General features: G+C 57.0%; 22 protein-coding genes. 12 read left to right on the top strand and 10 right to left on the bottom strand.

Annotated elements, in window-relative coordinates; all coding sequences use genetic code 11:
* Nucleotides 1-18 precede the first annotated feature (18 nt).
* Both SOM48_RS00805 and SOM48_RS00810 read right to left on the bottom strand, forming a co-directional pair.
* Nucleotides 19-348, bottom strand: a complete 330-nt coding sequence (locus SOM48_RS00805; RefSeq protein ID WP_320511234.1) for a hypothetical protein — start codon at nt 346-348, stop codon at nt 19-21.
* 121 nt (nt 349-469) lie between these two features.
* Nucleotides 470-874, bottom strand: a complete 405-nt coding sequence (locus tag SOM48_RS00810) for a hypothetical protein (protein ID WP_289744893.1) — start codon at nt 872-874, stop codon at nt 470-472.
* 44 nt (nt 875-918) lie between these two features.
* Between SOM48_RS00810 and SOM48_RS00815 the strand changes: the two genes are divergently transcribed.
* Nucleotides 919-1,191 carry a hypothetical protein gene (locus SOM48_RS00815; protein ID WP_320511235.1) on the top strand — a complete coding sequence of 91 codons (273 nt, stop codon included), beginning with the start codon at nt 919-921 and terminating at the stop codon, nt 1,189-1,191.
* A 417-nt stretch (nt 1,192-1,608) separates the two neighbouring features.
* Here SOM48_RS00815 and SOM48_RS00820 read toward each other — a convergent pair whose 3' ends face one another.
* From SOM48_RS00820 to SOM48_RS00840, 5 genes are all read right to left on the bottom strand, one after another.
* Entirely contained in the window at nt 1,609-2,061 is a 453-nt protein-coding gene (locus tag SOM48_RS00820) for an SMI1/KNR4 family protein (protein ID WP_320511236.1), read from the bottom strand.
* 2 nt (nt 2,062-2,063) lie between these two features.
* Entirely contained in the window at nt 2,064-6,575 is a 4,512-nt protein-coding gene (locus SOM48_RS00825) for an RHS repeat-associated core domain-containing protein (RefSeq protein ID WP_320511237.1), read from the bottom strand.
* A gap of 2 nt (nt 6,576-6,577) precedes the next feature.
* Nucleotides 6,578-6,997 (bottom strand): DcrB-related protein, encoded by a 420-nt coding sequence (locus SOM48_RS00830; protein ID WP_023482063.1) that lies wholly within the window; start codon nt 6,995-6,997, stop codon nt 6,578-6,580.
* A complete protein-coding gene (locus SOM48_RS00835; RefSeq protein WP_139966454.1) occupies nt 6,997-8,919 on the bottom strand; it encodes a type VI secretion system Vgr family protein in 1,923 nt (640 codons plus the stop codon). The genes SOM48_RS00830 and SOM48_RS00835 overlap by 1 nt, the downstream gene beginning before the upstream one ends.
* Before the next feature lie 387 nt (nt 8,920-9,306).
* A complete protein-coding gene (locus SOM48_RS00840; RefSeq protein WP_320511238.1) occupies nt 9,307-10,506 on the bottom strand; it encodes a BaiN/RdsA family NAD(P)/FAD-dependent oxidoreductase in 1,200 nt (399 codons plus the stop codon).
* Nucleotides 10,507-10,735: 229 nt separating this feature from the next.
* Here SOM48_RS00840 and pitA point away from each other — a divergent pair, with 229 nt between their 5' ends.
* Nucleotides 10,736-12,232 (top strand): inorganic phosphate transporter PitA, encoded by a 1,497-nt coding sequence (pitA, locus tag SOM48_RS00845; RefSeq protein ID WP_023481972.1) that lies wholly within the window; start codon nt 10,736-10,738, stop codon nt 12,230-12,232.
* 176 nt (nt 12,233-12,408) lie between these two features.
* Here pitA and uspB read toward each other — a convergent pair whose 3' ends face one another.
* Nucleotides 12,409-12,744 carry a universal stress protein UspB gene (uspB, locus tag SOM48_RS00850; RefSeq protein ID WP_023481978.1) on the bottom strand — a complete coding sequence of 112 codons (336 nt, stop codon included), beginning with the start codon at nt 12,742-12,744 and terminating at the stop codon, nt 12,409-12,411.
* 453 nt (nt 12,745-13,197) lie between these two features.
* Between uspB and uspA the strand changes: the two genes are divergently transcribed.
* Entirely contained in the window at nt 13,198-13,635 is a 438-nt protein-coding gene (gene uspA / locus SOM48_RS00855) for a universal stress protein UspA (protein WP_023482018.1), read from the top strand.
* 65 nt (nt 13,636-13,700) lie between these two features.
* Here uspA and rsmJ read toward each other — a convergent pair whose 3' ends face one another.
* Together rsmJ and prlC are read right to left on the bottom strand one after the other, a co-directional pair.
* Entirely contained in the window at nt 13,701-14,453 is a 753-nt protein-coding gene (rsmJ, locus tag SOM48_RS00860) for a 16S rRNA (guanine(1516)-N(2))-methyltransferase RsmJ (RefSeq protein WP_054802668.1), read from the bottom strand.
* A 3-nt stretch (nt 14,454-14,456) separates the two neighbouring features.
* A complete protein-coding gene (prlC, locus tag SOM48_RS00865; RefSeq protein ID WP_320511239.1) occupies nt 14,457-16,499 on the bottom strand; it encodes an oligopeptidase A in 2,043 nt (680 codons plus the stop codon).
* Between the two features lie 180 nt (nt 16,500-16,679).
* On the opposite strand from prlC, the gene SOM48_RS00870 reads away from it, so the two are divergent.
* The 9 genes from SOM48_RS00870 (at nt 16,680) to pqqF (ending at nt 25,507) form a co-directional block, all read left to right on the top strand.
* The gene (locus SOM48_RS00870; protein ID WP_139567213.1) at nt 16,680-17,522 is read left to right on the top strand and encodes a 23S rRNA (adenine(2030)-N(6))-methyltransferase RlmJ; all 843 of its coding nucleotides are present in this window, start codon (nt 16,680-16,682) and stop codon (nt 17,520-17,522) included.
* An 84-nt stretch (nt 17,523-17,606) separates the two neighbouring features.
* On the top strand, nt 17,607-18,959 hold the full coding sequence (gene gorA, locus SOM48_RS00875) for a glutathione-disulfide reductase (RefSeq protein WP_139567212.1): 1,353 nt from the start codon (nt 17,607-17,609) through the stop codon (nt 18,957-18,959).
* A 52-nt stretch (nt 18,960-19,011) separates the two neighbouring features.
* Nucleotides 19,012-20,055 carry a dipeptidase gene (locus tag SOM48_RS00880; RefSeq protein ID WP_320511240.1) on the top strand — a complete coding sequence of 348 codons (1,044 nt, stop codon included), beginning with the start codon at nt 19,012-19,014 and terminating at the stop codon, nt 20,053-20,055.
* Between the two features lie 40 nt (nt 20,056-20,095).
* The gene (pqqA, locus tag SOM48_RS00885) at nt 20,096-20,167 is read left to right on the top strand and encodes a pyrroloquinoline quinone precursor peptide PqqA (RefSeq protein WP_071789594.1); all 72 of its coding nucleotides are present in this window, start codon (nt 20,096-20,098) and stop codon (nt 20,165-20,167) included.
* A gap of 56 nt (nt 20,168-20,223) precedes the next feature.
* On the top strand, nt 20,224-21,135 hold the full coding sequence (pqqB, locus tag SOM48_RS00890; RefSeq protein ID WP_289744909.1) for a pyrroloquinoline quinone biosynthesis protein PqqB: 912 nt from the start codon (nt 20,224-20,226) through the stop codon (nt 21,133-21,135).
* 8 nt (nt 21,136-21,143) lie between these two features.
* Entirely contained in the window at nt 21,144-21,899 is a 756-nt protein-coding gene (pqqC, locus tag SOM48_RS00895; protein WP_289744911.1) for a pyrroloquinoline-quinone synthase PqqC, read from the top strand.
* Complete coding sequence (gene pqqD, locus SOM48_RS00900) at nt 21,899-22,177, top strand: pyrroloquinoline quinone biosynthesis peptide chaperone PqqD (RefSeq protein ID WP_076769365.1); 279 nt, start codon at nt 21,899-21,901, stop codon at nt 22,175-22,177. The genes pqqC and pqqD overlap by 1 nt, the downstream gene beginning before the upstream one ends.
* Complete coding sequence (pqqE, locus tag SOM48_RS00905) at nt 22,170-23,303, top strand: pyrroloquinoline quinone biosynthesis protein PqqE (RefSeq protein ID WP_312479769.1); 1,134 nt, start codon at nt 22,170-22,172, stop codon at nt 23,301-23,303. Before pqqD ends, pqqE begins: the two co-directional genes overlap by 8 nt.
* Nucleotides 23,304-23,305: 2 nt before the next feature.
* Nucleotides 23,306-25,507, top strand: coding sequence for a pyrroloquinoline quinone biosynthesis protein PqqF (gene pqqF / locus SOM48_RS00910; protein ID WP_320511241.1), 2,202 nt, complete (start codon nt 23,306-23,308; stop codon nt 25,505-25,507).
* The last annotated feature ends 151 nt before the right edge of the window (nt 25,508-25,658 follow it).

Here is a 25,658-nt window from a genome sequence, read left to right on the forward strand (position 1 = left end):
TTCCGATTTATCAATAACCTATTCCGAACGTGGCTTCCAATAACGAATATTTTCTAATTCTCTTTCAATATCATCCATCTCATCATCGCCTGGCTCAAGGTTAAATTTCTCGCTAATCACTCTTCTTATATTTGCTAGTTTTTTAGCAATCTCATTTTCATCTATAAACCTTGTAGTTTCTTCACAATAGGCAGATCTATTCTCAGATGTAATCTCACCGTCGACGTTATCGTAGTAATGCCTGGCAATATCTCGCAATGAAATAAGAATACATTCAACATCTGTTAATATTTTAATAGCCTCATCTCCTGACAAAGAGATCTCTTCATTTTCTTTTAACAATTTCAATTTACTTCCTCCTGGATGTTATTGATAAATCCAGACCAAATAACCATCAAGAGCAATACGCTTGATCATTTCAGGCCATAACTGGGGAGATAAGAAAGACAGAGCTATATTTAAACCACGCCTAATCTGTGCTATTTTTGTATAACTCATTAAAGGGAATTTCTACGTATTCCTCTGGATTATTTATCAAACAACTCTCCCCCGGAAAGAGACATTCCCAAACGGTTACATAAAACTGTTTCATACTCATATTCTTAGGTGGTTCAAAAAGCGGAATGGCAGACTCATAAAGACGCGAAAGTAGTTTTTCATCATAGAAATTAATCGCATATGCAAGACTATTTTTGCATCTGTCTTTTATAAAATAAGGGAAATTATCATAAAACGGCTTTATTAACTTCCGGAAGGCTAATGATAAGCTGTTTTCATTGGATAAGTTTAAACCAACAAGGGAAGCATCCATATTTGGATCTTCAGAAAGTGCCTGCCAAAGCATCGAGATATAGCTATCGTTGATTTTTTTCATATTTATTCCGCGACTCCTGCCGTGTGATACCAGAAATTTTCCGCATGCTCACCGTGGCTGTCGACCCGCGCCAGCGGTTCATAGCTGTTTTCGGTGTAAAAATTCCGCACCGACGTTTCCGCGTTCTGGTGGCTGGTTTCGCCCACCATCTGCAGGCAGGATCAGGCGTACTGCGTACATTCTGGTTTGGTATAGGTACTGAAATTTTAATTCAAAAGAGATTTTTCCTTAAAGTCGCTATTGAAATTAGTAATGCCTATAAACATATCCCAAAATCAACTAACTTTTTGACTTCTATTTTAGTTCTTCAACATTAAATTTTTGAATCTAGAAAAGCACTTAGCCGCAAGAAAATATTTCTCATCAATAAAAACCGAATTTATAGAACTTTAATAAAACCTCATTGCATTCATTTATTCTATAATAATAGCATTTTATTTCGCACTTAAAAAAACATCAACTCATTTTATATTTTCAATTGCCACCATCTAAAAATCATATTAAAGCAATCAATTAACCCAGCAGAAAAATATAAAAGAATATCATTTTTACAATAAACACTTTCGCTATTGACATCGTCGGCAATTAGATGAACGTCTGTTAAAATTTGTTGGACACTAAGTCATCTTCTTTCAAGAGTGTTGTAGTTTGCTCTGCTAGTAACAGAAACTTCTTGAAAGAAATTTTGTTCATCAAAAATAAGGGCAGGTAGAAACATACCGGCCCCTATAAAATCACAATTCTATTTCATGAAGGTCACCCAAGAATTCAGTAAAAGTCTCACTCACTTTATAAACATTAGACATATCAGGCGAATCACCCTCATCAGCCTCAAACTCATGATCCCAGAAATAAATTCCTTGGTGTCCATTTACACCAATCAACACAAGGTTACCACCAGCATCATGCGCGATTGGCATTAATCCCTGAGGCACCCTATCTTTATACTGCTCATAATACTTTTGTAAATTGCTATATTTTTCCTTCCCTAAACTAAGAAACCAATCAACTGCAGAACCATCATCTCTATCAGAATAAAATCTGAAAGCACTCGGGACTGGTTGGCCTCCGTTATATTTCTTTAAAAAATCTTTGTAATCCTCAGGAAAGGCACCGCCAACTCTTTTTTCGAAAGTTGTGATTTCTTCTGTACTAGCTGGACTATTATAGTTCACGATATTAACCATTATTATCTCCTGTTTGTAGCAATGCCACCAGAGTGCCTTACAGCGTCATGTATTTCAGTAGGAACAAGTTGCATGTAACCAGAATCCTGATGATGATGCCATGTATAACCTCTAGGTCTAGGATTACTTGGGCTGTAACCTGCAGCGATATCTGCGCGGCCAAAATCAACATCTCTTGACTTACCAAGCGTTATACGCACGTTTTTAATAGAATACCTAGAAAAATCCGGGAAGCCAGCATGGTTGAACGGGACGCTATGTTGATATTTGCCTCTAATATCAATAGGCAATTTTTCAATCGGATACATTTTGCCTGCAAAAGCACTATTGATTGGCCTTCTACCATTAATTTTTCTAACCATCGGGCCACATGGCATTTTAGCCAACCCCAACGGATCCACCCACCCCAGTGGATCATCCACATAGGTATAGGTATTCAGCCCGCCCGCCAGACCAATCGGATCCATCTGGGTGTAACACCCGCCCGCCGGGTCGTAGTAGCGGAAGGTGTTGTAGTGCAGGCCCGTTTCGCGGTCCAGGTACTGGCCCTGGAAGCGCAGGTTCTGCGGGGTGTCCCAGTTTACCGGTGTGCTCTCGCGCAGGCTGCGGCCCCAGGCGCTTGAAGCCCCGCGCCAGACGGTGTCGCCGTTGCTGTCGGTCACGCTGTCCGGCAGGCCGTTCAGTTCCGTGTGGTACCAGAAGATGTCCGCATGCTCACCGTGGCTGTCGACGCGCGCCAGCGGCTCATAGCTGTTTTCGGTGTGGATATACTGCACCGCCGCGTCCGGGTGGCTGTCGCTGGTTTCGCCCACCATCTGCAGGCCGGACCAGGCGTACTGCGTGCGTTCCGGTTTCCGGGCATGGCGTCGCCACACCTGTTTCTCCGTGCGGCGGCCCAGCGCGTCGTAGCGGTATTCTGCTTTTGTGAACTCCGCATCGCCGTCGAATTCCACCCGGCTGATGCGGTGCTCGTCATCGTAGCTGAAGCGCTGCGTCACTCTCCGGTGCGTGTCGTGGCGCACGGACATGCGCCCGAAACCGTCGTACTCACGGTTCACGCCGTCCAGGCGTTTCAGCAGGTTGTTCCATACCGGCTGCATCTCCGGCGTGGTGCGGTTGTCCGCGGCGTCATACCAGAAACGCTCTTCCCCTTCCGGCTGCAGGCTCTGCGTCATGCGCCCGGCCGCATCGTAGCCCCACAGGGACTGACGGTACTTCTCCGCCGGAGTGGAGGGTGCGCCGTCGGTGTACATGCGACGGATTATCTGGTCCGCGCGGTCCCACTGGTAGCGGCGCTCCGAGACCAGACGGTCGCGCAGGTTGTCCGTGCAGCGCCGGTGCGTGATACGCCCGGCCATGTCATAGTGCGTCTCGAGCTCCAGCGCGCCCATCGTGCGGTGCGTCTCCCGGTGCAGGCGGTCACGCTGGTAGCCGGTGACCGGCAGCGTTTTGCCGCTCAGGGAGAGCTGCATCTCCAGCAGGTGCCCGGTGCCGTAGCGCAGGAATTTCAGTTCCCGACCGTCCGGGAAGGTGGTGGCGCTGAGGTTGCTTAAGGCATCGTATTCATGCTGATAAACGCCGGAATGGTTCTCCTCGCGGACCAGGTCGCCAAGCTTATTGCGCGCGAGGATAATGGCTTCGCTGTGCGCGGGCTCGCGCATCTCCACCGCGGCCTGACGCCACTCGGTGTAGGCATAACGGCGGATTTCGGTGGCCAGCGCGCTGTAACGGTATTCGGTGCGGTGCTCCGGGGTTTCCCGCGCCGTCATGCGCCCGAGGGCGTCATATTCGTAATTCAGCACCTGCGCCGGCAGGTCGCTGCCGCGCTCCGGGTGGCGTACCAGCGAAGCAACCTGCTGCGCGGCGTTGTAGTGATACTCCGTCTGCCGCCCGGCGTAATCCTGCTGACAGGTCAGCAGCCCGGTCGGGGTGTAGTCGAAACGCCACTCCTGATTGTTGGCGTTAGTCAGCGTCACCAGACGGCCCGCCCGGTTGAAGCGGAAACGGGTCACATGCCCTGCCGGGTCGGTGGCTTCCGTTACCTGGCCGCGCGCGTTGAGCTTCACTCTGCGCGTGCTGACGCCGTCGACGCTCTGGCCGCAGAGCAGGCCGGATTTTGTGTAGCTGAATTGCGTCTCGCGTCCGTCGGCACGAATATAGGTCTGCAGGCGGCCAGCGGGGCTCCAGACGTAGCGGTCAGTATTGCCGAGCGGGTCGGTGCTGCGGATAAGACGCCCGGCACCATCATACTGATTCTGGCTCTGGTTGCCGGAGCAGTCCTCCTCACGGATCAGCTGGCCCAGCGCATCCCACCAGAAGCGGTGGCTGTTCTCCAGCGCATCGATGCGGCGGATTAAATCGCCCTGATCGTTCCACTCAAAGCGCGTCACGCCGCCTTCCGGATCGGTCAGCGCCACCACATCGCCCGCCAGGCTGTATTCGTACTGCCAGACGCCGCCATCCGGCAGCACCTCTTTTAACGGGAAGTCATACAGCGGATGCCAGGTTTTCAGCGTTGCGCGTTCGAGCGGGTCGCGCTCCAGCGTCATATTGCCGCGATCGTCCCAGGCAAACTCCCAGCGCCCGCCGTCCGGCTGTACGGCTGACAGCAGCTGTTCGGACTGTCCCGCCCAGTTGAACTGCCACTTACCGCCGTGCACATCGGTGTACGCGGTGATGCGGTAGATCTCATCCCAGTAGTGTTCGCTGACCACGCCTTCATCGTTGCTGACGCGGGCGTAGCGTTTGCTCTCATCGGCGTCGATACGCCAGTTTTCCAGCACCGTGCCCTGCTCGTCATGAACCTGGTACGCCTTCACGCGCCAGTGTTCGGCGTCTGCGCTCGGCTGCCACTGGTAATGCACTTTCAGGCCGGTAGAGAAGCTGTGCCAGGCCAGCATATCGCTGGCGCGATCCCAGCCAAACTGGCGGGTTACCACATCATCGGCATCGATGACCGCAATCAGCTGCGCCTGGTCGTTGTAGCGATAGCTCACCAGCAGCTGGCGTCCGCCATCAACGATCTGATAAACCGCGCGTAACCGCCCGCTATGGGCGTCGTACTCAAGTTCAACATCCAGCGCTTCGTTGTCACTGGAGATACGCGCCAGCTGGCCCTGCTCGTTCCAGCTGAAGTAGTGGGCGTTTTCATGGCGGTCGTAGATGCGGTGCATGCGCCACTCGCCCGGGCGGGTGGGATCCGGTTCATAGACCTGATGATCGCCTTCGCCGGTCTGGATCGCAATCGCGCCGTTCGGGCTGGAGAAGAGCCTGAGCCCCTCGTCCGGATAGGAGATCATATCGCCGCTGAGCACTTCGCCGAGCCCCAGCTCGCGCCCGCTCATATCCTTGAAAATCAGCTGATTGTCCGCCAGACGGTAAAGACGCGTCTCAAACGGCATCATCCAGCCGGGGCCGAACATGCCGGAGGCACGGTTGCGGCTGTTGTAGATACGCTGCCAGTAGAGCGGCATACGATCCGGCAGCACAAAGTCGAGATCCTCCTCTTTGGCGAGGATCTTGGCGCCGCTGGCGATATTGACCGGAAAAGCGGTGCTCGCTGCGGAGATAAGAACGGAAGAAACCACATCTGAAACTACCGCGCTGCCAAAAGCACAGACGATATTTTTCAGCACGCTGCGGGTTAGCATGCGTCGGCAGAGCATTCTTGCCAGATTGGGCAGTTCAGCGACCCCCAGCGAGCCGACAATGGCACCCAGCAAGTAGGCCAGCTGGTTTTTGCCACTGCGGATATCGCGAACGGTGATTGTGTCACCACCGATGCGAACCCGCGGATCTTCGCTAACTTTGATTTCCGCTTCGCAGGTGCTCTTCTCACCATTGCGCGCCGCGGGCTGATTATTGATTAGAACGCTTTTGGAACCCTGGGCGATAAAGTTACTGCTGGTGACCGCATGGCCTTTTTTGCAGTCAACGGTATCGAGTGGCATCGGGGTCGCATGGGGATCGGCGCTCTCAACCAGCGGTTGAGAAAGGGATTCCCACAGGTTTGAGCCCCACTTTTTCATATCATCGAGGGTGAGATTTTTAGCGCGTTCGGCAAGCGCTATCGTCATGCCGCCGGGCGTCACGATGAGCTTTGCAGCTTCAGCCGCAGTGGCCAGCGCCAGCACGCCAACAGCCGCCCAGTCGATGCTCTCTTCAGGAGCAGGAGGCGCGAGCAGATAATCGCGATCCACGGTTCCGGCGGCACGCGCGGCTTTTTTGCCCTTGATATGCACGTTTTCAGAGCCGGTGACAATATGCGCGTCGGGGGGCCCGGGGTCTATCAGGCTGTCGACCAGTTTCCCGGCAGCATCGCCGATTTTTTCCAGCTCGCCGCTGAAAACCAATGCGGCTATCGCCACCCCGCCCAACACTGCACCGACACCGGTACCGGCTGCAAACAGGATCCCGGCGATAATCGCCCCTTCCACAACAGCGCCGACAAAATCTGCCAGCACCGAGCTGTGGATGAGTGGGTCATCAATACGGGCCGCGATGTAATCCGTCATCGTTACGCCCCTAACTGTAAGCCCGATTTGATCGATGCCCAGAATGCATCAGCCGGTGCGTCAAACGGCGCGGTGCGGCTGAATGTCAGCACCAGAAGATGATCCTCCACGCGGGTGATGGCCAGTTTCTCATGCACCAGCACGCCCTGGTTTTCAAAGCGCAGCGAAACTTCACGGGCAGGCTGGTTCGCCACCTGGCTATCTCCCACTTCACCCATTACGACTTTCTTCATGCTGCGCTTCACTTTCGCCAACTGCTGGCTGATAAACGCCTCTTCCTCGCCTACCTTGATGTCCCACGCACGGGTGATCACCAGCGTCGCGTTGCTCTCATTAAAGCGCAGCACATTGATGCTGCGATCCTGGCATGCTTCCGGCAGGTTGAGGATGCCTTCCGAAACAACAAACTGTGCGGTCGCCATTATTTATCCTTCCCTTGATTAAATGCTTGTTTTACCGCGTCCTGGATCTGCGAAATGGTAGGGGCAACTTCACCCTGCGGTTGTGGCTTCGATAAGTTCAAATCCAGCAGCCCGCCGGTATTAATCTGACCGCTGCCCTGCGCGTCGATTTTGAAATTCTCACACTGCAGCGTAACCGTGCCATTGGCACCCAAAGTCAGCACCGATTTACCAGAAACAAGCTGAATGCCGGTGTCAGAGGCCTGCACCAGGGGGCCCTGCACTTTCTGCGTAAAGCCACCGCCGATCACCTCGTCGTGGGAAAGCTGCGTCGCCTGGAAGTGGGTTCCGGCCACTTTGCCGCTGTGATCGCGGGTGATGTTGACGGTCTGTGAGCCGCCAACGCTGCGCGTCTCATCGTTTTTCACATGGGTATCAAGGTTACGCTCGGCCTGGATCCACACCTGCTCTTCGCCCGCTTTATCTTCAAAGCGCAGGGCGTTGGCATTATCTACCGAGCCATCTTTCGAGCGGCTGAGGAAGCCCATCTGCGTTGCGGCGGCAGGCAGCGCCCAGGGCGGCATGCTCGCTTCGTTGTAAACGCGGCCGGTAACAATCGGGCGGTCCGGATCGCCGTTGATAAAGTCGATGACGACTTCGTCGCCGACGCGCGGGATCTGTACGCCGCCATAGCCCTGACCGGCCCAGGCGCTGGAGACGCGCACCCAGCAGGAGCTGGTGTCATCGCCTTTCGCCAGCCGATCCCAGTGGAACTTCACTTTTATGCGGCCATATTTATCCGTCCAGATGCTCTCACCCTGTGGGCCAACGACGCGCGCGGTCTGCGGGCCGTAAGTGCGCGGCCAGGGAGTGTGCTGCGGCGGGCGAAACACCACCGAGGAGGGAATAACGCTGAAGTCGATGCGGTGCACTGTCTGGCTGTCGGCACCGCTGGCGTAGCGGTTCTCTTCAAAGTTGTAGTGCGCGGCGGTGACAAGGTATTCGCCATTGTCATTAAAGAACGCGGCGTTGGTCAGCTGGAACGTGCAGCCCGGCGCAATTCCGATTGCCGTGGCGGTGCCTTCGATTTGCTGATGCTCAACCTGCCAGCGCTCCTGGCGAATGCGGGCGTAGAATTCACCGTGCCCATGCTCGACGAAGCGGCCCGGCCAGTCATAAACATCAATAGCGCCGGGCGACGGAGAGTTCGGGTTTTGCCGCGCCTGGAAAAGCCACGCGTTCGGTTTGCGGAAATCGTAATCATCCAGGCTGTAAATCCCTGGCGTCACGCTATCTTCCAGCGCCCACTGGCTAATTCCCTCTTCATCGGTGCTACCGCCCGATGGGGTCTGGTGATAGGGAATAAATTCATAGCCGCTGAAAGGTTGATGTTGGGTAGCAGCGTCGGTCAGCACCAGCGTGTGTTTGTCCGCTTCATGCTTGAAATGGTAGGCGATGCCTTCCAGCTCCATCAGACGGCTGATGAAATCGAAGCTGCTCTCCTGGTACTGCACGCAGTACTCCCACGTGCGGTAGCTGCCTGTCAGCTTATCTTCAATATTGACCTGGTATTCGCCCAGTAGGGTTTTCACGATTTGCGGCACCGTCTGTCCCTGGAAAATACGCAGGTTGCGGTCGCGCTTCATCGGCCAGAGATCCGACTCTACGGTAAGTTGGTAAACGGCATAACGCGTACCGCTCAGCTCGACGGCGCTTACGGCGACGCGGGTGATTTTACCGTTAAGGTAGCGGCTGCCGGACAAGCCCTGGGTTGGCAGGGTGACGGTGACCGGTTTACCGAGCAGCTGGCTGCGATCCATGCGCGCGTCAGTCCCGAGCAATTGCAGGGTAAAGGAGAATGCTTCGGACAGGGCTTCACGACCAGAAATTTTCCAGAAGAGCAGCCCCTCGGCAGGTAACTGAACAGTGATGCGATTGCTCATAAAGCGGATCCTGACATAAAACGCACCACTCCAGGCGCGTTCATCGGTTTAACGTGGCGGGCTTGATAGAAAGCTACCGCACCCTTTCTGAAAGCGAAAAGGCCTCTATTGTCTGATTTTTCGGCGAAATAAGTGCCAGGAATTATCCTAATCCATAGCAAACCTACCAAAAAAAGCGTCTGTTTTTAGCGAGTTAATAAACACCCCGCAAAAATAAAGACGCTTAAATCAATGGCCTTCAGCGTAATTTGCTTTAAGTGAAAAGGATTGTGTGAGTGCGCAGCCGCAGAGTCAAATGCTCACATTGCGGTTTCGCGAGGGCTCTCGCAATTTATTGCCTGAAAGATGAACGTTGCTGGCGGTAAACCGTGCGCGATCGAAAAACGCTTATGCCTCTTGCTCCGCCAGTGCCTGTGCGCAGGCCCAGGCGCTGGACCATGCCCACTGGAAGTTGTAGCCCCCCAGCCAGCCGGTCACATCCATCACTTCGCCAATAAAATAGAGCCCCGGCACGTTTCGCGCTTCCATCGTGCGCGACGAGAGTTCATGGGTATCCACGCCGCCGAGCGTTACCTCTGCGGTGCGGTAACCTTCGGTGCCGTTGGGCTGGACTCGCCACGCGGTCAGGGCCTCGACCAGCTTCTCCTGGTCACGGCTATTGAGCTGCTTCAGCGTCACATCGGGGATCTGCCCGAGCTGCTGCAAACACTCCACCAGCCGTTTTGGCAACTGCATGCCGAGGGTGTTTTTCAGGCTCTGATTGGGGTGCGCATCGCGCTGCTGATTCAGGAATTCTGCCAGATCGCACTCCGGCACTAAGTTAATGGTAACAAACTCGCCCGGCAGCCAGTAGCTGGAGATTTGCAGCACCGCAGGCCCCGACAGGCCGCGATGGGTAAAGAGCAAGTTTTCGCGAAATACCGTCCCGTTTTCAGCGGTGATCACAGACGGCACAGAGACGCCAGAGAGGGTCTGCACCTGCTCAAGCAAAGGTTTGTGCAGCGTAAAGGGCACCAGACCGGCGCGGGTCGGCAGCACCTTCAGGCCAAACTGCTCGGCGATTTTGTAGCCGAAAGGCGAAGCGCCCAGCCCCGGCATCGATAGCCCGCCGGAGGCGATCACCAGTTTCGCCGCCTGCACCGTGCCGCCGTTCAGCTGTAAGGTGTAGCCGTTATCATCGCGCTCGACGGAGAGGATTTCCGTGCGCAGGCGCTGGGTGACATTGCCCTTCTCGCACTCAGCCACCAGCAGATCGACAATCTGCTGCGCGGAGTCGTCGCAAAAGAGCTGGCCGAGCGTCTTCTCATGCCAGGCGATGCCGTGTTTACCCACCAGATCGATAAAATCCCACTGGGTGTAGCGCGCGAGGGCAGATTTACAAAAATGGGGGTTCTGGCTTAAGTAAGCCGCCGGTTCGACATAAAGATTAGTGAAGTTGCAGCGCCCGCCGCCGGACATCAGGATCTTACGCCCCGGCTTTTTGCCGTTATCCAGCAGCAGCATGCGCTGTCCCGCTTGCCCCGCCAGCGCCGCACAAAACATCCCCGCCGCGCCAGCACCGACTATAATGGCATCAAAGCTTTCCACATCTTCACCCTCTCTCTTACCTGGTCGCGAATTGTAAAGAGTTCAGGCTGGTCACACCAGCGCGGTGTGGTGAGAAAAGAAACATGCCATTGAAATTTATAAGATAATTTTAAAAATTCAGCGGAATGTAAGCGATGATGTCAAAAAAAGTCGATATTTCACTTTGCCCATACCGCCAATGTCCCTGATAATGCGCGGCGTTCGTGTCCCCAAAATGGCTTAACGACCTATGGTACATTTGTTTGCCGGCCTGGATCTCCACACCGGGCTACTCCTCGTGCTTGCACTGGTTTTTGTTCTGTTTTACGAGGCCATTAACGGCTTCCACGACACAGCGAATGCCGTTGCAACCGTGATTTATACACGCGCTATGCGTTCTCAGCTGGCGGTTGTGATGGCGGCAGTGTTTAACTTCTTCGGCGTTTTGCTGGGTGGGTTAAGCGTTGCGTATGCCATTGTGCATATGTTGCCAACCGATCTGTTGCTGAATGTTAGCTCCGCACACGGCCTGGCGATGGTCTTTTCCATGCTGCTGGCTGCCATTATCTGGAACCTCGGCACCTGGTATCTGGGCCTGCCTGCTTCCAGTTCTCACACCCTGATTGGCGCAATTATCGGTATTGGTTTAACCAATGCACTGATGACCGGCACTTCGGTGGTCGACGCGCTGAACATCCCGAAAGTGCTGAATATCTTTGGTTCGCTGATCGTTTCACCGATCGTCGGCCTGGTATTTGCCGGTGGATTGGTGTTCCTGCTGCGTCGTTACTGGAGCAGCACCAAGAAACGTGCGCGCATCCATATGACGCCTGCGGAACGTGAGAAGATCGACGGCAAGAAAAAGCCGCCTTTCTGGACGCGTATCGCACTGATCCTCTCTGCTATCGGCGTCAGCTTCTCTCATGGGGCAAACGACGGTCAGAAAGGTATCGGCCTGATTATGCTGGTGCTGATCGGCGTCGCGCCGGCGGGCTTCGTGGTCAATATGAACGCCTCCGGTTACGACATCACCCGTACGCGGGATGCCGTCAACAACGTGGAAACCTACTTCCAGCAACATCCGGCGCTGCTGCAAAAAGCGACCGGTGTCGATCCGCTGATCCCAACGCCGGAAGAAGTAGCCACTAAACCTGGCGAGTTTCACTGCCACGCGGGCCGCGCTATCACTGCGCTGGACCGTGCGAAAGCGATGCTCACCGGGATTGAAAACTACGATCAGATCCCGCTGGAACAGCGCGGACAGCTGCGCCGGATTATGCTCTGCCTCTCCGATATCACGGATAAAGTGGCGAAGCAGCCGGAGATCGGTGCCGACGATCAGCGTCTGCTGAAGAAACTGAAAGGCGATATGCTCAGCACCATCGAGTACGCGCCAATCTGGATCATCATGGCGGTCGCGCTGGCACTGGGTCTGGGGACGATGATTGGCTGGCGTCGTGTTGCCACCACCATCGGCGAGAAGATTGGTAAGAAAGGCATGACCTACGCTCAGGGGATGTCCGCACAGATGACCGCAGCGGTGTCGATTGGTCTGGCGAGCTATACCGGGATGCCGGTCTCGACCACCCACGTGCTCTCTTCGTCCGTAGCCGGTACGATGATTGTCGACGGCGGCGGTCTGCAGCGTAAAACCGTGACCAACATTCTGATGGCCTGGATCTTCACGCTGCCGGCGTCGATTATCCTTTCCGGCGGTCTGTACTGGATTGCGCTGAAGCTTATTTAACGTAAGCCTCAGAGAGACAAAAAACGGGTCAGGAAACTGACCCGTTTTTTTATTGCCGGAACCGTGCTGATTGCCGGATGGCGGCTGACGCCTTATCCGGCCTACGCGGAAAGCTCATTCCGGTAACCCGTAGGCCTGATAAGCGCAGCGCCATCAGGCATTTATCAAAACAGCGCTCAGTGCCAAATCATCAGCCCAATCAGGCTCAGTACCACCAGCCCGCATAACGAACTGGTCAAAATAAACAGGTGACGCACCCGCTCGCAGCGGCGGATAAACTCATCGTCATGGTGATCGCGGTAACGTTGGGCGTAGATGTACCACACCAGCCGCATCTGCTTGCTCGGCTGACCGTGGGCGGTAAAGAACCCACCGCCATCGACATATTGATACAGCAAGGGATCGCATCCGCGAAGTACCACCAACAGGGCGCGCAGCGATGAGTAATAACGCGCCATGTTCACTACACACACCACACACAAAGCCCAAAACAGCGCAACAGTGCTGATCACCATATCCCCTCCCCGGCGAGAGCCCACAGAGTTTCACTCCAGCGCTCACGCTCCTGAAAACCCCACTAAGGTAGACAACAAAGAGTGTAACCAAGGCTCCGGACGGACCACAACGAAGGCGATGTTCCGTAGTTGACCTCGCGCAAAGCATCAGGACAACTTCGGGACACCGTCTCTCTCTTCCGTACGGTTTCTTAATAGTGTAGGAGATAGCGCTCTTTTTTTGCCACAAGCGAACGCATATCCCTGCATCTCGCTGTAAATATTACGTAAGTGAATCGTGATCCAGGTTGATTGACGGTGCTGTTAGAGCGTTATAAGGTAGGAATCATTTTGAATGCGACCTGAAAAGTCGGGCGCAACGCTCACGTACAACGCAGGATGCGAGCGCAGCGCAACCCCATCAGGGTTTCACCCGGATGGCCATCGACAACTTATGGAAGGAGTAACATTATGGCTTACAAACACATCCTTATCGCCGTCGATCTCTCCCCTGAAAGCAAGCTGCTGGTTGATAAAGCCGTCTCTATGGCGCGCCCTTACAACGCAAAGATTTCACTGATTCATGTCGATGTGAACTACTCCGATCTCTACACCGGCCTTATCGACGTTAACCTCGGCGATATGCAAAAGCGCATCTCCGACGAAACGCACCATGCGCTGACGGAGCTCTCCACCAACGCCGGCTATCCGATTACCGAAACCCTCAGCGGCAGCGGCGATCTGGGCCAGGTGCTGGTCGACGCGATCAAAAAATATGATATGGATTTGGTGGTGTGCGGCCATCATCAGGACTTCTGGAGCAAACTGATGTCCTCTGCGCGCCAGCTGATTAACACCGTTCATGTGGATATGCTGATTGTCCCGCTGCGCGATGAAGAGGACGAATAATCGTTCGTTGACCTTTCGTCAGTAGCCTGAATACCGCCCGGTGCGCGCAATGCCACCGGGCTTTTTTATTCCCCGGAGCCGGGGTAGATATCGAAACGATGGCTTTTGGTCACCACCGCAGATTGCGTAGCGACGCCTGCCAGCGGCGGCGCATAGTCGGGCCGTTTAACCACCACGCGTTTAATTGCTAACTGACGCGCAGGCTCCAGTAAACCATCGGCATCAAGATCCGGGCCAACCAGCGACTGAAAGACCCGCATCTCCTTTTTCACCAGCGCGCTTTTCTGCTTGTGCGGAAACATCGGATCGAGATAGACCACCTGCGGGCGCGGCGTAATATCCGCTAGCCCCGAAAGGCTTGAGGCGTGAATAAGCGTTAACCGGTCGCGTAGCCACGGGCCGACTTCTGCATCTGCATAGCCGCGCTGCAGACCATCCTCCAGCAGAGCGGCAACCACCGGGTTGCGCTCCAGCATGCGAACCCGGCAGCCAACGGAAGCGAGCACAAAGGCGTCGCGCCCAAGCCCGGCAGTCGCATCCACTACCTCCGGTAGATAGCTGCCTTTAATACCGACCGCCTTCGCCACCGCTTCGCCGCGACCGCCGCCAAACTTGCGTCGGTGCGCCATCGCGCCTGCGACAAAATCGACAAAGATACCGCCGAGTTTCGGTTCATCGCGTTTACGCAGCTCAAGATGGGTTGGCGTGCGAACCAGCGCCATCAGGTTGTCGTCATCCGGCTCCAGCCCAAAGCGGGCGATAAGATCGGATAAGGCACCGTCTCCGGTGCCTGTTTCATCCACTAAGCAGATCTTCAAGTGTTAGCCTTCGATACCATAATGCTCAAGCATCGCGTCAATCTGCGGCTCGCGACCACGGAAGCGTTTGAACAGCTCCATTGGCTCTTCTGAACCGCCGCGCGTCAGGATGTTATCGAGGAATGACTGCCCGGTTTCGCGGTTGAAAATCCCCTCCTCCTCAAAGCGGGAGTAGGCATCCGCTGCCAGCACATCGGCCCACAGGTAGCTGTAGTAACCTGCGGCGTAACCGCCTGCGAAGATGTGGCTGAAGGCGTGCGGGAAACGGCCCCACGACGGCCCAGGCATCACCGCCACCTGGCGTTTGATCTCAGCCAGGGTTTCGAGGATTTTCGCCCCCTCTTGCGGGTTGAATTCCGCATGCAGACGGAAGTCGAACAGGCCGAACTCCAGCTGGCGCAGGATAAACATCGCCGCCTGGTAGTTTTTCGCCGCCAGCATTTTATCCAGCAACTCCTGCGGCAGCGGCTCGCCGGTCTCAAAGTGACCGGAGATAAACGCCAGCGCCTCCGGCTCCCAGCACCAGTTCTCCATAAACTGGCTCGGCAGCTCGACCGCATCCCACGGCACACCGCTGATGCCCGCAACGCCTGCGGTTTCAACCCGCGTCAGCATATGGTGCAGGCCGTGACCAAACTCATGGAACAGGGTGATCACTTCATCATGGGTAAAGAGCGCCGGTTTGCCGCTCACCGGGCGGTTAAAGTTACAGGTGAGATAGGCGACCGGCTTTTGCAGCGTGCCATCAGCGCGGCGCATCTGGCCGACGCAATCATCCATCCACGCCCCGCCGCGTTTGTGCTCGCGGGCATAGAGATCGAGGTAGAAGCTGCCGCGCAGCTCGTTGTTTTCGTCATACAGCTCGAAGAAGCGCACTTCCGGGTGCCAGACATCAACATCGGTACGCTCTTTAGCGGTAATGCCGTAAATGCGTTTTACCACTTCGAACAGGCCATTAACGGCGCGATTTTCCGGGAAGTAAGGGCGCAGTTGCTCATCGCTGATGCTGTAGAGGTGCTGCTTCTGTTTTTCGCTGTAGTAGGCGATATCCCACGGTTGCAGATCGTCGACGCCAAACTCCGCTTTCGCAAAAGCACGCAGCTGCGCCAGCTCTTTTTCGCCCTGTGGACGGGCACGTTTCGCCAGATCGGTTAAAAACTCCAGCACCTGCGCCGGGTTTTCCGCCATTTTGGTCGCCAGTGATTTATCCGCATAGCTCTCAAAGCCAAGCAGCTGTGCCAGTTCGTGACGCAGGGCGAGGATCTCTGCCATCACCGGGCTGTTATCCCATTTACCCGCGTTCGGCCCCTGATCGGAGGCGCGGGTGCTGTACGCACGGTACATCTCTTCGCGCAGCGCCTGGTTATCGCAGTAGGTCATCACCGGCAGGTAGCTCGGAATATCGAGCGTTAACAGAAAGCCCTCTTGCTCTTTGGCTTCTGCCTGCGCTTTCGCCGCCGCTAAGGCGCTTTCCGGCATGCCGGAGAGTTCAGATTCGTCAGTAACCAGCTTGCTCCAGCCCATGGTGGCGTCGAGCACATTGTTGCTATAGAGGTTGCCCAGCTCAGAGAGGCGCGCGGCGATTTCGCCATAGCGTTTCTGCGTCTCTTTCGGCAGGCCAATACCCGACAGTTTGAAGTCACGCAGGGCGTTATCGACCGACTTTTTCTCGGCAACGCTCAGTTCAGCGTAGTGGTCGCCGTCGCGCAGATCGCGATAGGCGTTATAGAGCCCTTCATGCTGGCCGACCCAGGTGCTGTACTCAGAGAGCAGCGGTAGGGTCTGTTCGTAAGCTTCACGCAGTTCCGGGCTGTTTTTCACGGAATTCAGGTGGCTGACGGGAGAGAAGAGACGACCCAGGCGATCATCAACTTCCGCCAGCGGCTGGCAAAGATTGGCCCAGGTATAGGGGCCACCCTGCGCGACAACGCTCTCAACCGCGTTTCGGCAGTCGTCCAGCGCTTTCGTTACCGCAGGGACAACGTGTTCAGGACGAATGTGGGAAAACGGCGGTAACTCGAAAGGCGTCAAAAGGGGGTTGGTCATATGCGCAGTCCTGTTGAAAAGGGTGTTTGATTAGCATGGGGCTAACTTATGGAGATTTCAATGCCGGAGGGTGCGCTTAAGCCAGGTATCGCTGCAATAAGCGGAGGGTTGAGCGGTAATCCGCCGCGATCTGCGATAGACTGTGCGAAATCTCGTTTAATTTCTGGAATCTCCAACGCTATGCTCAGTTATCGCCACAGCTTCCACGCGGGCAACCACGCCGACGTCCTCAAACACACCGTTCAGAGCCTGATCATCGAAGCGCTGAAAGAAAAAGAGAAACCATTTCTCTATCTCGACACCCACGCCGGCGCGGGGCGTTATCAGCTCTCCGGCGAGCATGCAGAGCGCACCGGCGAATATATGGAAGGGATTGCGCGCATCTGGCAGCAGGACGATCTGCCCGCCGAGCTGGAACCCTATATGAATGTGGTGCGTCACTTTAACCGTGGCGAGCAGCTGCGTTACTACCCAGGTTCACCGCTGATTGCTCGCCAACTGCTGCGCGAACAGGACAGCTTGATGCTGACCGAGCTGCATCCGAGCGACTTCCCGCTGCTGCGCCAGGAGTTCCAGAAAGATGAACGCACTCGCGTGGCTCGCGCCGACGGCTACCAGCAATTAAAAGCCAAACTGCCGCCGGTCTCCCGCCGTGGCCTGATCCTGATCGACCCGCCGTATGAGATCAAAACCGACTACCAGGCAGTGGTAAGCGGTATCAGCGAAGGCCACAAACGTTTCGCCACCGGCGTGTACGCCCTCTGGTATCCGGTAGTGATGCGCCAGCAGATCAAACGCATGCTGCGCGATCTGGAAGCGACCGGCATTCGCAACATCCTGCAAATCGAGCTGGGCGTGCGCCCGGACAGCGATCAACGCGGCATGACCGCCTCCGGCATGATCGTGATTAACCCGCCGTGGAAACTCGAAGCGCAAATGAACAACGTGCTGCCGTGGCTGCACAAGAAACTGGTCCCGGCCGGTACAGGCCATACGCTGGTAAACCAGGTAGTAGCAGAGTAATCGCAGCCATCGGTGGCGCATTACGCCCGGCGCGTTACAATCGCGCCACGACTGTCGACTTCGTTCAGGATTAAGGAAACGACCATGAGCAAACATTATGACTACCTCGCCATCGGTGGCGGCAGCGGCGGTATCGCCTCGATCAACCGTGCCGCCATGTATGGTCAAAAATGCGCGCTGATCGAAGCCAAAGAGCTGGGCGGCACCTGCGTTAATGTCGGCTGCGTGCCGAAAAAGGTAATGTGGCATGCGGCGCAGATCGCCGAAGCGATCCATCTCTACGGCCCGGATTACGGTTTCGACACCACGGTGAATCACTTCGACTGGAGCAAACTGGTCGCCAGCCGCAGCGCCTACATTGACCGTATTCACACCTCTTATGACAACGTGCTGGGCAAAAATAACGTGGATGTGATCCGCGGCTTTGCGCGCTTTGTCGATGCTAAAACCGTGGAAGTGAACGGCGAGACGATCACCGCCGACCATATCCTGATCGCCACTGGCGGTCGCCCGAGCCACCCGTCGATTCCCGGCGCGGAATATGGCATTGATTCCGATGGCTTCTTCGCCCTGCCCGCGTTGCCGAAACGCGTGGCGGTGGTAGGCGCAGGCTATATCGCCGTCGAACTGGCGGGCGTGATCAACGGCCTTGGCGCCGAAACGCACCTCTTTGTGCGTAAACACGCGCCGCTGCGCAGCTTCGATCCGATGATCACCGAGACGCTGGTGGAAGTGATGGCGGCAGAAGGCCCAAATCTGCACACCCACGCGGTGCCGGCTGCTGTTGTGAAAAACGGCGACGGCAGCCTGACGATCACGCTGGAAGATGGCCGTTCGCAGACCGTTGACTGCCTGATCTGGGCGATTGGCCGCGAACCGGAAACCGATAACTTCAACCTTGCCGCCACCGGTGTGAAAACCAACGACAAGGGCTATATCGAAGTGGATAAGTTCCAGAACACCAGCGTTCCCGGCATCTACGCGGTGGGCGATAACACCGGCGCGGTTGAGCTGACGCCGGTTGCCGTGGCCGCTGGCCGCCGCCTCTCCGAGCGCCTGTTTAATAACAAGCCGGACGAGCATCTGGACTACAGCAATATTCCGACCGTGGTCTTCAGCCACCCGCCAATCGGCACCGTTGGCTTAACCGAACCGCAGGCGCGCGAGCAGTATGGCGACGACCAGGTGAAGGTCTATAAATCCTCCTTTACCGCAATGTATACCGCCGTCACCTCTCACCGCCAGCCGTGCCGCATGAAGCTGGTCTGCGTCGGGCCAGAGGAGAAGATTGTCGGTATTCACGGCATCGGCTCCGGAATGGATGAGATGCTGCAGGGCTTCGCCGTGGCGCTGAAGATGGGCGCGACCAAGAAGGACTTCGACAACACTGTTGCTATCCACCCGACGGCGGCGGAAGAGTTCGTCACCATGCGTTAATGCTCCACGCAAACTGGCCCCCACGGCCAGTTTGTTTTTACACAAGGTCTCAATGATGGCAGCGCAATTTCCGGTGTTTGATGGTCATAACGATCTGCTGCTGCGGTTGTGGATGGAGCAGCCAAACACCTCTGTCGAACAGGTTTTCAGCGGCCTTAACGGCGGCCATCTCGATTTTCCCCGCATGCAGCGCGCCGGTTTTGCCGGCGGGCTGTTCGCCGTCTTTGTGCCTCCCGCGCGTTATATCGCAGAGATGCGTGGCATCACACCCGATGCGGCGCAGGCGCTGCACGATCCGCTCCACATCACCCACCAGCAGATCGATCTCTTCTACCGCATGGTCGACGCTTCAGAGGGCAGAATGCGCGTCTGCCACAGCGCGCAGGAGATTGCGCAGTGCCTGCAAGATGGCACTATCGCGCTGGTACTGCATATTGAAGGTGCCGACGCGCTCAACGCAGAGTTAGAGCCGCTTGATGCGCTGGTCGCTCGTGGCGTGCGCAGTATTGGGCCGTTCTGGAACCTGCCGAATGTGTTTGGCGAAGGGGTAAACGGCCGCTTTCCCGGTTCGCCGGATACCGGGCCAGGCCTGAGCGAGGCGGGCAAACGGCTTATCCACGCCTGCAACCAACGGCGAATTCTGATCGACCTCTCGCATATGAATGAACGGGCGTTCTGGGATACCGCTGCCCTCAGCAAGGCGCCGTTAGTCGCCAGCCACTCCAATGCGCACGCCCTCTGCCCGCAGCCGCGCAATCTCACTGATGCTCAGCTGGAGGCGATTGCCGCCAGCGACGGGCTGGTGGGCGTTAACTTCGGTACCGCCTTCCTGCGCGAAGACGGCAAGCGCGACGCCCGCACCCCTTTACACAAAATTTTCCAACACATCGACTATCTGCTTACTAAACTTGGTGAGGATCGTGTAGCATTCGGCTCCGACTTTGACGGCATCGACCTGCCGGAAGAGTTGGGCGATGTCACGGGGCTACCGCGACTCATGGCCCTGCTGACATCGTCTGGCATCAGCCAGTCGTTGGCAGAGAAACTTGCCTGGCGCAACTGGCTGCGAGTTCTGAATATGACCTGGGGTAACTGAATCACGCGGGTTACCTCCTCTCATCCCAAGGAGTTACGCTATGTGGACTAAACCAACGTTCGTGGATCTGCGCTTAGGTCTGGAAGTCACTCTCTATATTTCCAACCGCTAAACGCGCCCGCCCGCCTTGCTGCGGGCTTCCTCTTTTTTGCTTACCGGTTTACACAGATGCTGATTACTGTTTTAGGTTCCGCAGCGGGCGGCGGCTTTCCCCAATGGAACTGCAACTGCCCGAACTGCGCGGGAGTGCGTAACGGCACAATGCAAACCTCAGCGCGCACGCAATCGTCGATTGCGATAAGCGATGACGGCAAAAACTGGGTGTTGTGCAACGCCTCGCCCGATATCAGCCAGCAATTACGCGCCACGCCGGCGCTGAACAGGCCAGAACAGCTGCGCGGTACCGCCATTGGCGCGATTATCCTGACCGACAGCCAGATTGATCACAGCGCGGGGCTGCTAAGCCTGCGTGAAGGCTGCCCACATCAGGTGTGGTGCACGCCGGAAGTGCATGATGATCTCAGCACCGGCTTTCCCGTCTTCCCGATGCTCAGCCACTGGAACGGCGGGCTGCAACATCACCCAGTTGAGCCACTGGCACGCTTCCAGGTGGCGGTTTGCCCGCAACTGCACTTTACCGCTATCCCGCTGCTGAGCAATGCACCGCCCTACTCGCCTTATCGCGATCGCCCGCTACCCGGGCACAACGTGGCGCTGTTTATTGAAGACAGCAACAGCGGGCAGAGTCTGCTTTACGCGCCGGGTCTCGGCGAGCCAGATGAGACGATTATGCCGTGGTTGCAGCGCGCCGACTGCCTGCTGATCGACGGCACGCTGTGGCGTGATAACGAGCTGAGCGCCACCGGCGTTGGTGGCCACAGCGGCAAAGCGATGGGTCACCTGGCGTTAGCTGAAGAGCAGGGTCTTACATCTTTGCTCGCGACGCTGCCCGCCCGTCGCAAGATTTTAATTCATATTAACAATACCAACCCGATCCTGAATGAAGCCTCCCCGGAGCGAAAAAGCCTTGAGCAACAGGGGATTGAAGTGAGCTGGGACGGGATGGTTATCGCGCTATAAGAGGTTTCATGAGTGAAGCAATATGCCTGACGCCCGAGGAGTTTGAGGCCGCATTACGGGCGAAGGGTCAGTACTATCATATTCATCACCCTTATCACATCGCGATGCATAACGGTGAAGCCACGCGGGAGCAGATCCAGGGCTGGGTCGCGAACCGCTTTTACTACCAGACCAGCATTCCGCTGAAAGACGCGGCGATCATGGCCAACTGCCCGCATCCGGAAGTGCGCCGCCAGTGGGTGCAACGCATTCTCGATCACGATGGCGAAGGGGAAAACGAAGGCGGTATCGAAGCGTGGCTGCGTCTTGGCGAAGCGGTGGGGTTAACCCGCGAAAGCCTGCTCTCGGAAGAGCGGGTGCTGCCGGGCGTGCGTTTCGCGGTGGATGCTTACGTTAACTTTGCCCGCCGCGCCTGCTGGCAGGAAGCGGCATGCAGCTCGCTGACCGAACTCTTCGCGCCGCAGATCCACCAGTCGCGCCTCGACAGCTGGCCGCAGCACTACACGTGGATTGAACCGCAGGGGTATGACTACTTCCGCAGCCGTCTCGGCCAGGCGCGACGCGATGTCGAGCACGGTTTATCGCTGGCGCTGGAGTGGTGCGACACCGCCGAGAAGCAGCAGCGGATGCTCGACATCCTGCAATTTAAACTCGACATCCTCTGGAGCATGCTTGATGCGATGACCATGGCCTATAGCCTTCATCGCGCGCCCTATCACACCGTCACCGCAGACGCGGTGTGGCACACAAGGAGACTGGTGTAATGCACATTCAGGCACACCATATTCCCGCCTTCCGCCGGGGTTACCGCCTGCAGTGGGAAGCCGCTCAGGATTGCCATGTGATCCTCTACCCGGAAGGGATGGCGAAGCTGAACGACAGCGCCACGGCGATCCTCTCAGAAGTCGATGGCATTAAAAGTGTGGGCGAGATTATCGCCACGCTGGAGGCGCGTTTTCCCGACGCCGAAGAGCTAGCCGCCGACGTGCTCGATTTCCTGGCGCAGGCCTATGCACAGAAGTGGGTGATTTTCCGTGAGTGAGGCCGTCAAAAGCGTCAATCCGCCGCTCTGGCTGCTGGCGGAGCTGACCTATCGCTGCCCGCTACAGTGCCCCTACTGCTCCAACCCGCTCGACTTCTCGGCCCAGGAGCAGGAGCTGAGCACGGCGCAGTGGATTGAGGTGTTTCGCCAGGCGCGGGCGATGGGCAGCGTGCAGCTCGGTTTTTCCGGCGGTGAGCCGCTGCTGCGCAAAGATTTGCCGGAGCTGATTGCCGCCGCACGCGGGATGGGGTTCTACACCAATCTGATCACCTCCGGCATTGGCCTGAGCGAGAAGAAGCTGCATACCTTTGCCGATGCCGGGCTGGATCATATCCAGATCAGCTTCCAGGCCAGCGATCCTGAACTGAATGCCGCGCTGGCGGGCAACGAAAAAGCCTTTCACCAGAAGCTGGCGATGGCGAAAGCGGTTAAAGCGCTCGGCTACCCGATGGTGCTGAACTTCGTCTTGCACCGGCACAATATCGACCAGATCGACCGGATTATCGCCCTGGCGTTACAGCTGGAAGCCGATGACGTTGAGCTGGCGACCTGTCAGTTTTACGGCTGGGCACAGCTTAACCGTGAAGGGCTGCTGCCGAGCCGCGAGCAGATTGCCCGCGCCGAAGCGGTGGTCAGCGACTACCGGGTGAAGATGGCGGAAAGCGGCAATCTGACCAACTTACTGTTTGTCACCCCGGACTACTATGAAGAGCGCCCGAAGGGCTGCATGGGCGGCTGGGGGGCGATCTTCTTAAGCGTGACGCCGGAAGGCACCGCGCTGCCGTGCCACAGCGCGCGCCAGCTGCCGGTGAAATTCCCCTCAGTGCTGGAGCACTCGCTGGAGCACATCTGGTATGACTCCTTCGGCTTTAACCGCTATCGCGGTAACGACTGGATGCCGGAGCCGTGCCGCTCCTGCCCGGAGAAGGAGCAGGACTTTGGCGGCTGCCGCTGCCAGGCCTATATGCTGACCGGCGACGCAGCGAATGCCGACCCGGTATGCAGCAAATCGCCGCATCACGGCACCATTCTCGCAGCGCGCGAAGAGGCCAACCATAGCCGCATCGGCGTGCATGAACTGCGTTTTCGCAACCGCGTTAACTCGCAACTGATCGTCAAAGGCTAACCATGCAGACCCGACAGCTCCACCTCGACAATGGGTTGCACGTCACCCTGGTGCATCAACCCGACGCGCGCCAGGCGGCGGCACTTTGGTGCGTCGATGCCGGCAGCCTGCAAGAGCCGCAGGCCTGGCCGGGGCTGGCGCATCTGCTGGAGCATATGCTGTTTCGCGGCAGCCTCGGTTTTCCGCAGGCGCAGCGCCTAATCAGCTGGGTGCCGTCGCAGGGCGGGCGGCTTAACGCCTCAACCCGGCTGGCGCAGACGGCCTACTTTTTTGAGGTGCCTGCTGACCTGCTGGAGCCGGGGCTGTTACGCCTCACCGATATGCTGGTGACACCGCAGCTTAATGAGAGCGAGATCCTCGCCGAAGCCTCGGTGATCGACGCAGAGTATCGCCTGTTGCAGCACGATGCTGAAAAACGGCGTGAAGCCGCCCTGCTAAAAATGTTGGATGGTGATGGTCAGCTGGCGCGTTTTCGCATCGGCAACCACGCAAGCTTTGGCGACGAAGCCGCCCCGCTTCAGCAGGCATTGCAGGCTTTCCACCAGCAGCACTATCACGCCGGGAACCTGCGCCTCTTTTTACAGGGGCCGCAAACGCTGGAGAATCTCGAAGCGCTGGCGCGCTGTAGCGCTGCACCGCCTCCCTCTGCCAGAGAGGCCGATGCGGTAATGCCGCTCACCCTCGAACGGGGGGATTGCGCGCTGCATCAGCCGCGCGAAACCATGCTGGTGCTGAGCTTTACCCCTCCCGCCGCCGCCAGCGGCGCGCTGCGTCTGCTGGAAACCCTGCTGCTGGACGAAACCGCAGGCGGGTTGATGGATATCTGGCGCCAGCGCAACCTGGTAACGGCCATCAACTTGCAGGCCGATTGCCTGAATGCCGAAACCCTCTGGTTGCGGTTCACTTTTACGCTGCGCGATGAAACCGTCAGCCCCGCACAGGTTGAATCCCTCTTCTTCCGCTGGCTGGATGCCGTCAGCGCCCTGAGCGAGGCGCAGTGTCAGGCGCTCTGCAATTTTACGCAGCACGCGTTTATGCAGCTCGCACCGCTTGAAGCACTGCGCGCGCGCGCCATTGGCCTGCTGCCGCCCGATCCCGACGGCTGGCCTGCCTTGCTGGCCGCCCTTACCCCGGCAAACGCCAGCCGGTTATGGGCCTCGCCTGAGGTGCGCGGAGAAACCGTTGAGAGCCAGGGCTTTACCCTGACGCTGGCGCCTTTCGTGCCGCAAGCGGCACACGATGAGCCGGTCTCGTTTACCCCCTTCCCGACGCCTGCGCCGCTGCATGCGCCTGCGCTCCCTTCAGCCTCTGCGCCGCTGGCGTGGCAACCGGCAGAGGGCGATGCTTCATTGCGGCTGCGACCACAGCCCACCACGGCGTTTAGTGATGAGACCGGCTGGTGGCTGGCATCACGCCTGCGCCCACTCAGTGCATGGGCAGCCCGCCAGGGCGGCGTGTTGACCGTGCAGCGTGAGCAGGGGATCTGGCAGCTTCACCTCTGCGGAGAGGCGCTGTTGATGCAGTCCCTTCTGGCGGAAATTAACCAGATTTTGCAGCGCGAGGATGCTAACGCCGGGGTGCAGGCGCGCCTTGCGCTGGCGCAGGAGACCGCCCGCGAGATGCAGGGCAGCGCCGTGCGCCGCTTACTGGCGCAGCTGCCGCGCGAACTGACAACGGCTGACATTCATCCCGCTCAACAAGCGTGGCAAGCGCATCTGGCGGGCGGTGACGCGGCGCTGCATCAGGCGCTCTCCCGCCTGTTAAGCGCCTTTATCTTTCCTGTTGAGACAGAAACCGACGCACCGCCGCTTATCGCGGTCGGCAAACACTTCACGCTGGATACGCAGGAGGAGGACAACGCGCTGCTGCTGTTCCTGCCGGTTGAAGAGGAGATTGAGGAGATGCAGGCGCTTGTCCAGCGCTATCAACCGCTCTTTTTCCACCAGATGCGTGTCGAGCGCAGCCTCGGCTACGTCGCCCAGTGCCAGTGGTACTACTGCGCGGATCGGCAAGGTGTGCTGGTAGTGATGCAGTCGCCCACTCACTCCCCGGATGCGCTACGCGAAGAGGCGCAAGGGTTCTTTTTACAGCAGGCCAGCGCAACGCCCGGCCCGCAAGCCGAGTGGCTGGCGCAGCAGATGCCGAATGCCTGGCGCGGCACGAGCGGGAAAGCAGCGACTGGTGTCCAGAGGAACTCTTATTAGTACTAAAACGATTGGTAAATCTTTACGGGAGAAAGTTGTCTGCCTTATATTGCACCAGTTAGTTAAAGGCAGTCCCATTCCAGACAGAGCAACATTCAGTACCGGAAAATAAAAAAACCGACCTCACCAGTCGGTTTTTTTATGCCTTCGA

The organism is Kosakonia sp. CFBP8986 (assembly GCF_034044935.1).
GTDB lineage: Bacteria > Pseudomonadota > Gammaproteobacteria > Enterobacterales > Enterobacteriaceae > Kosakonia > Kosakonia cowanii.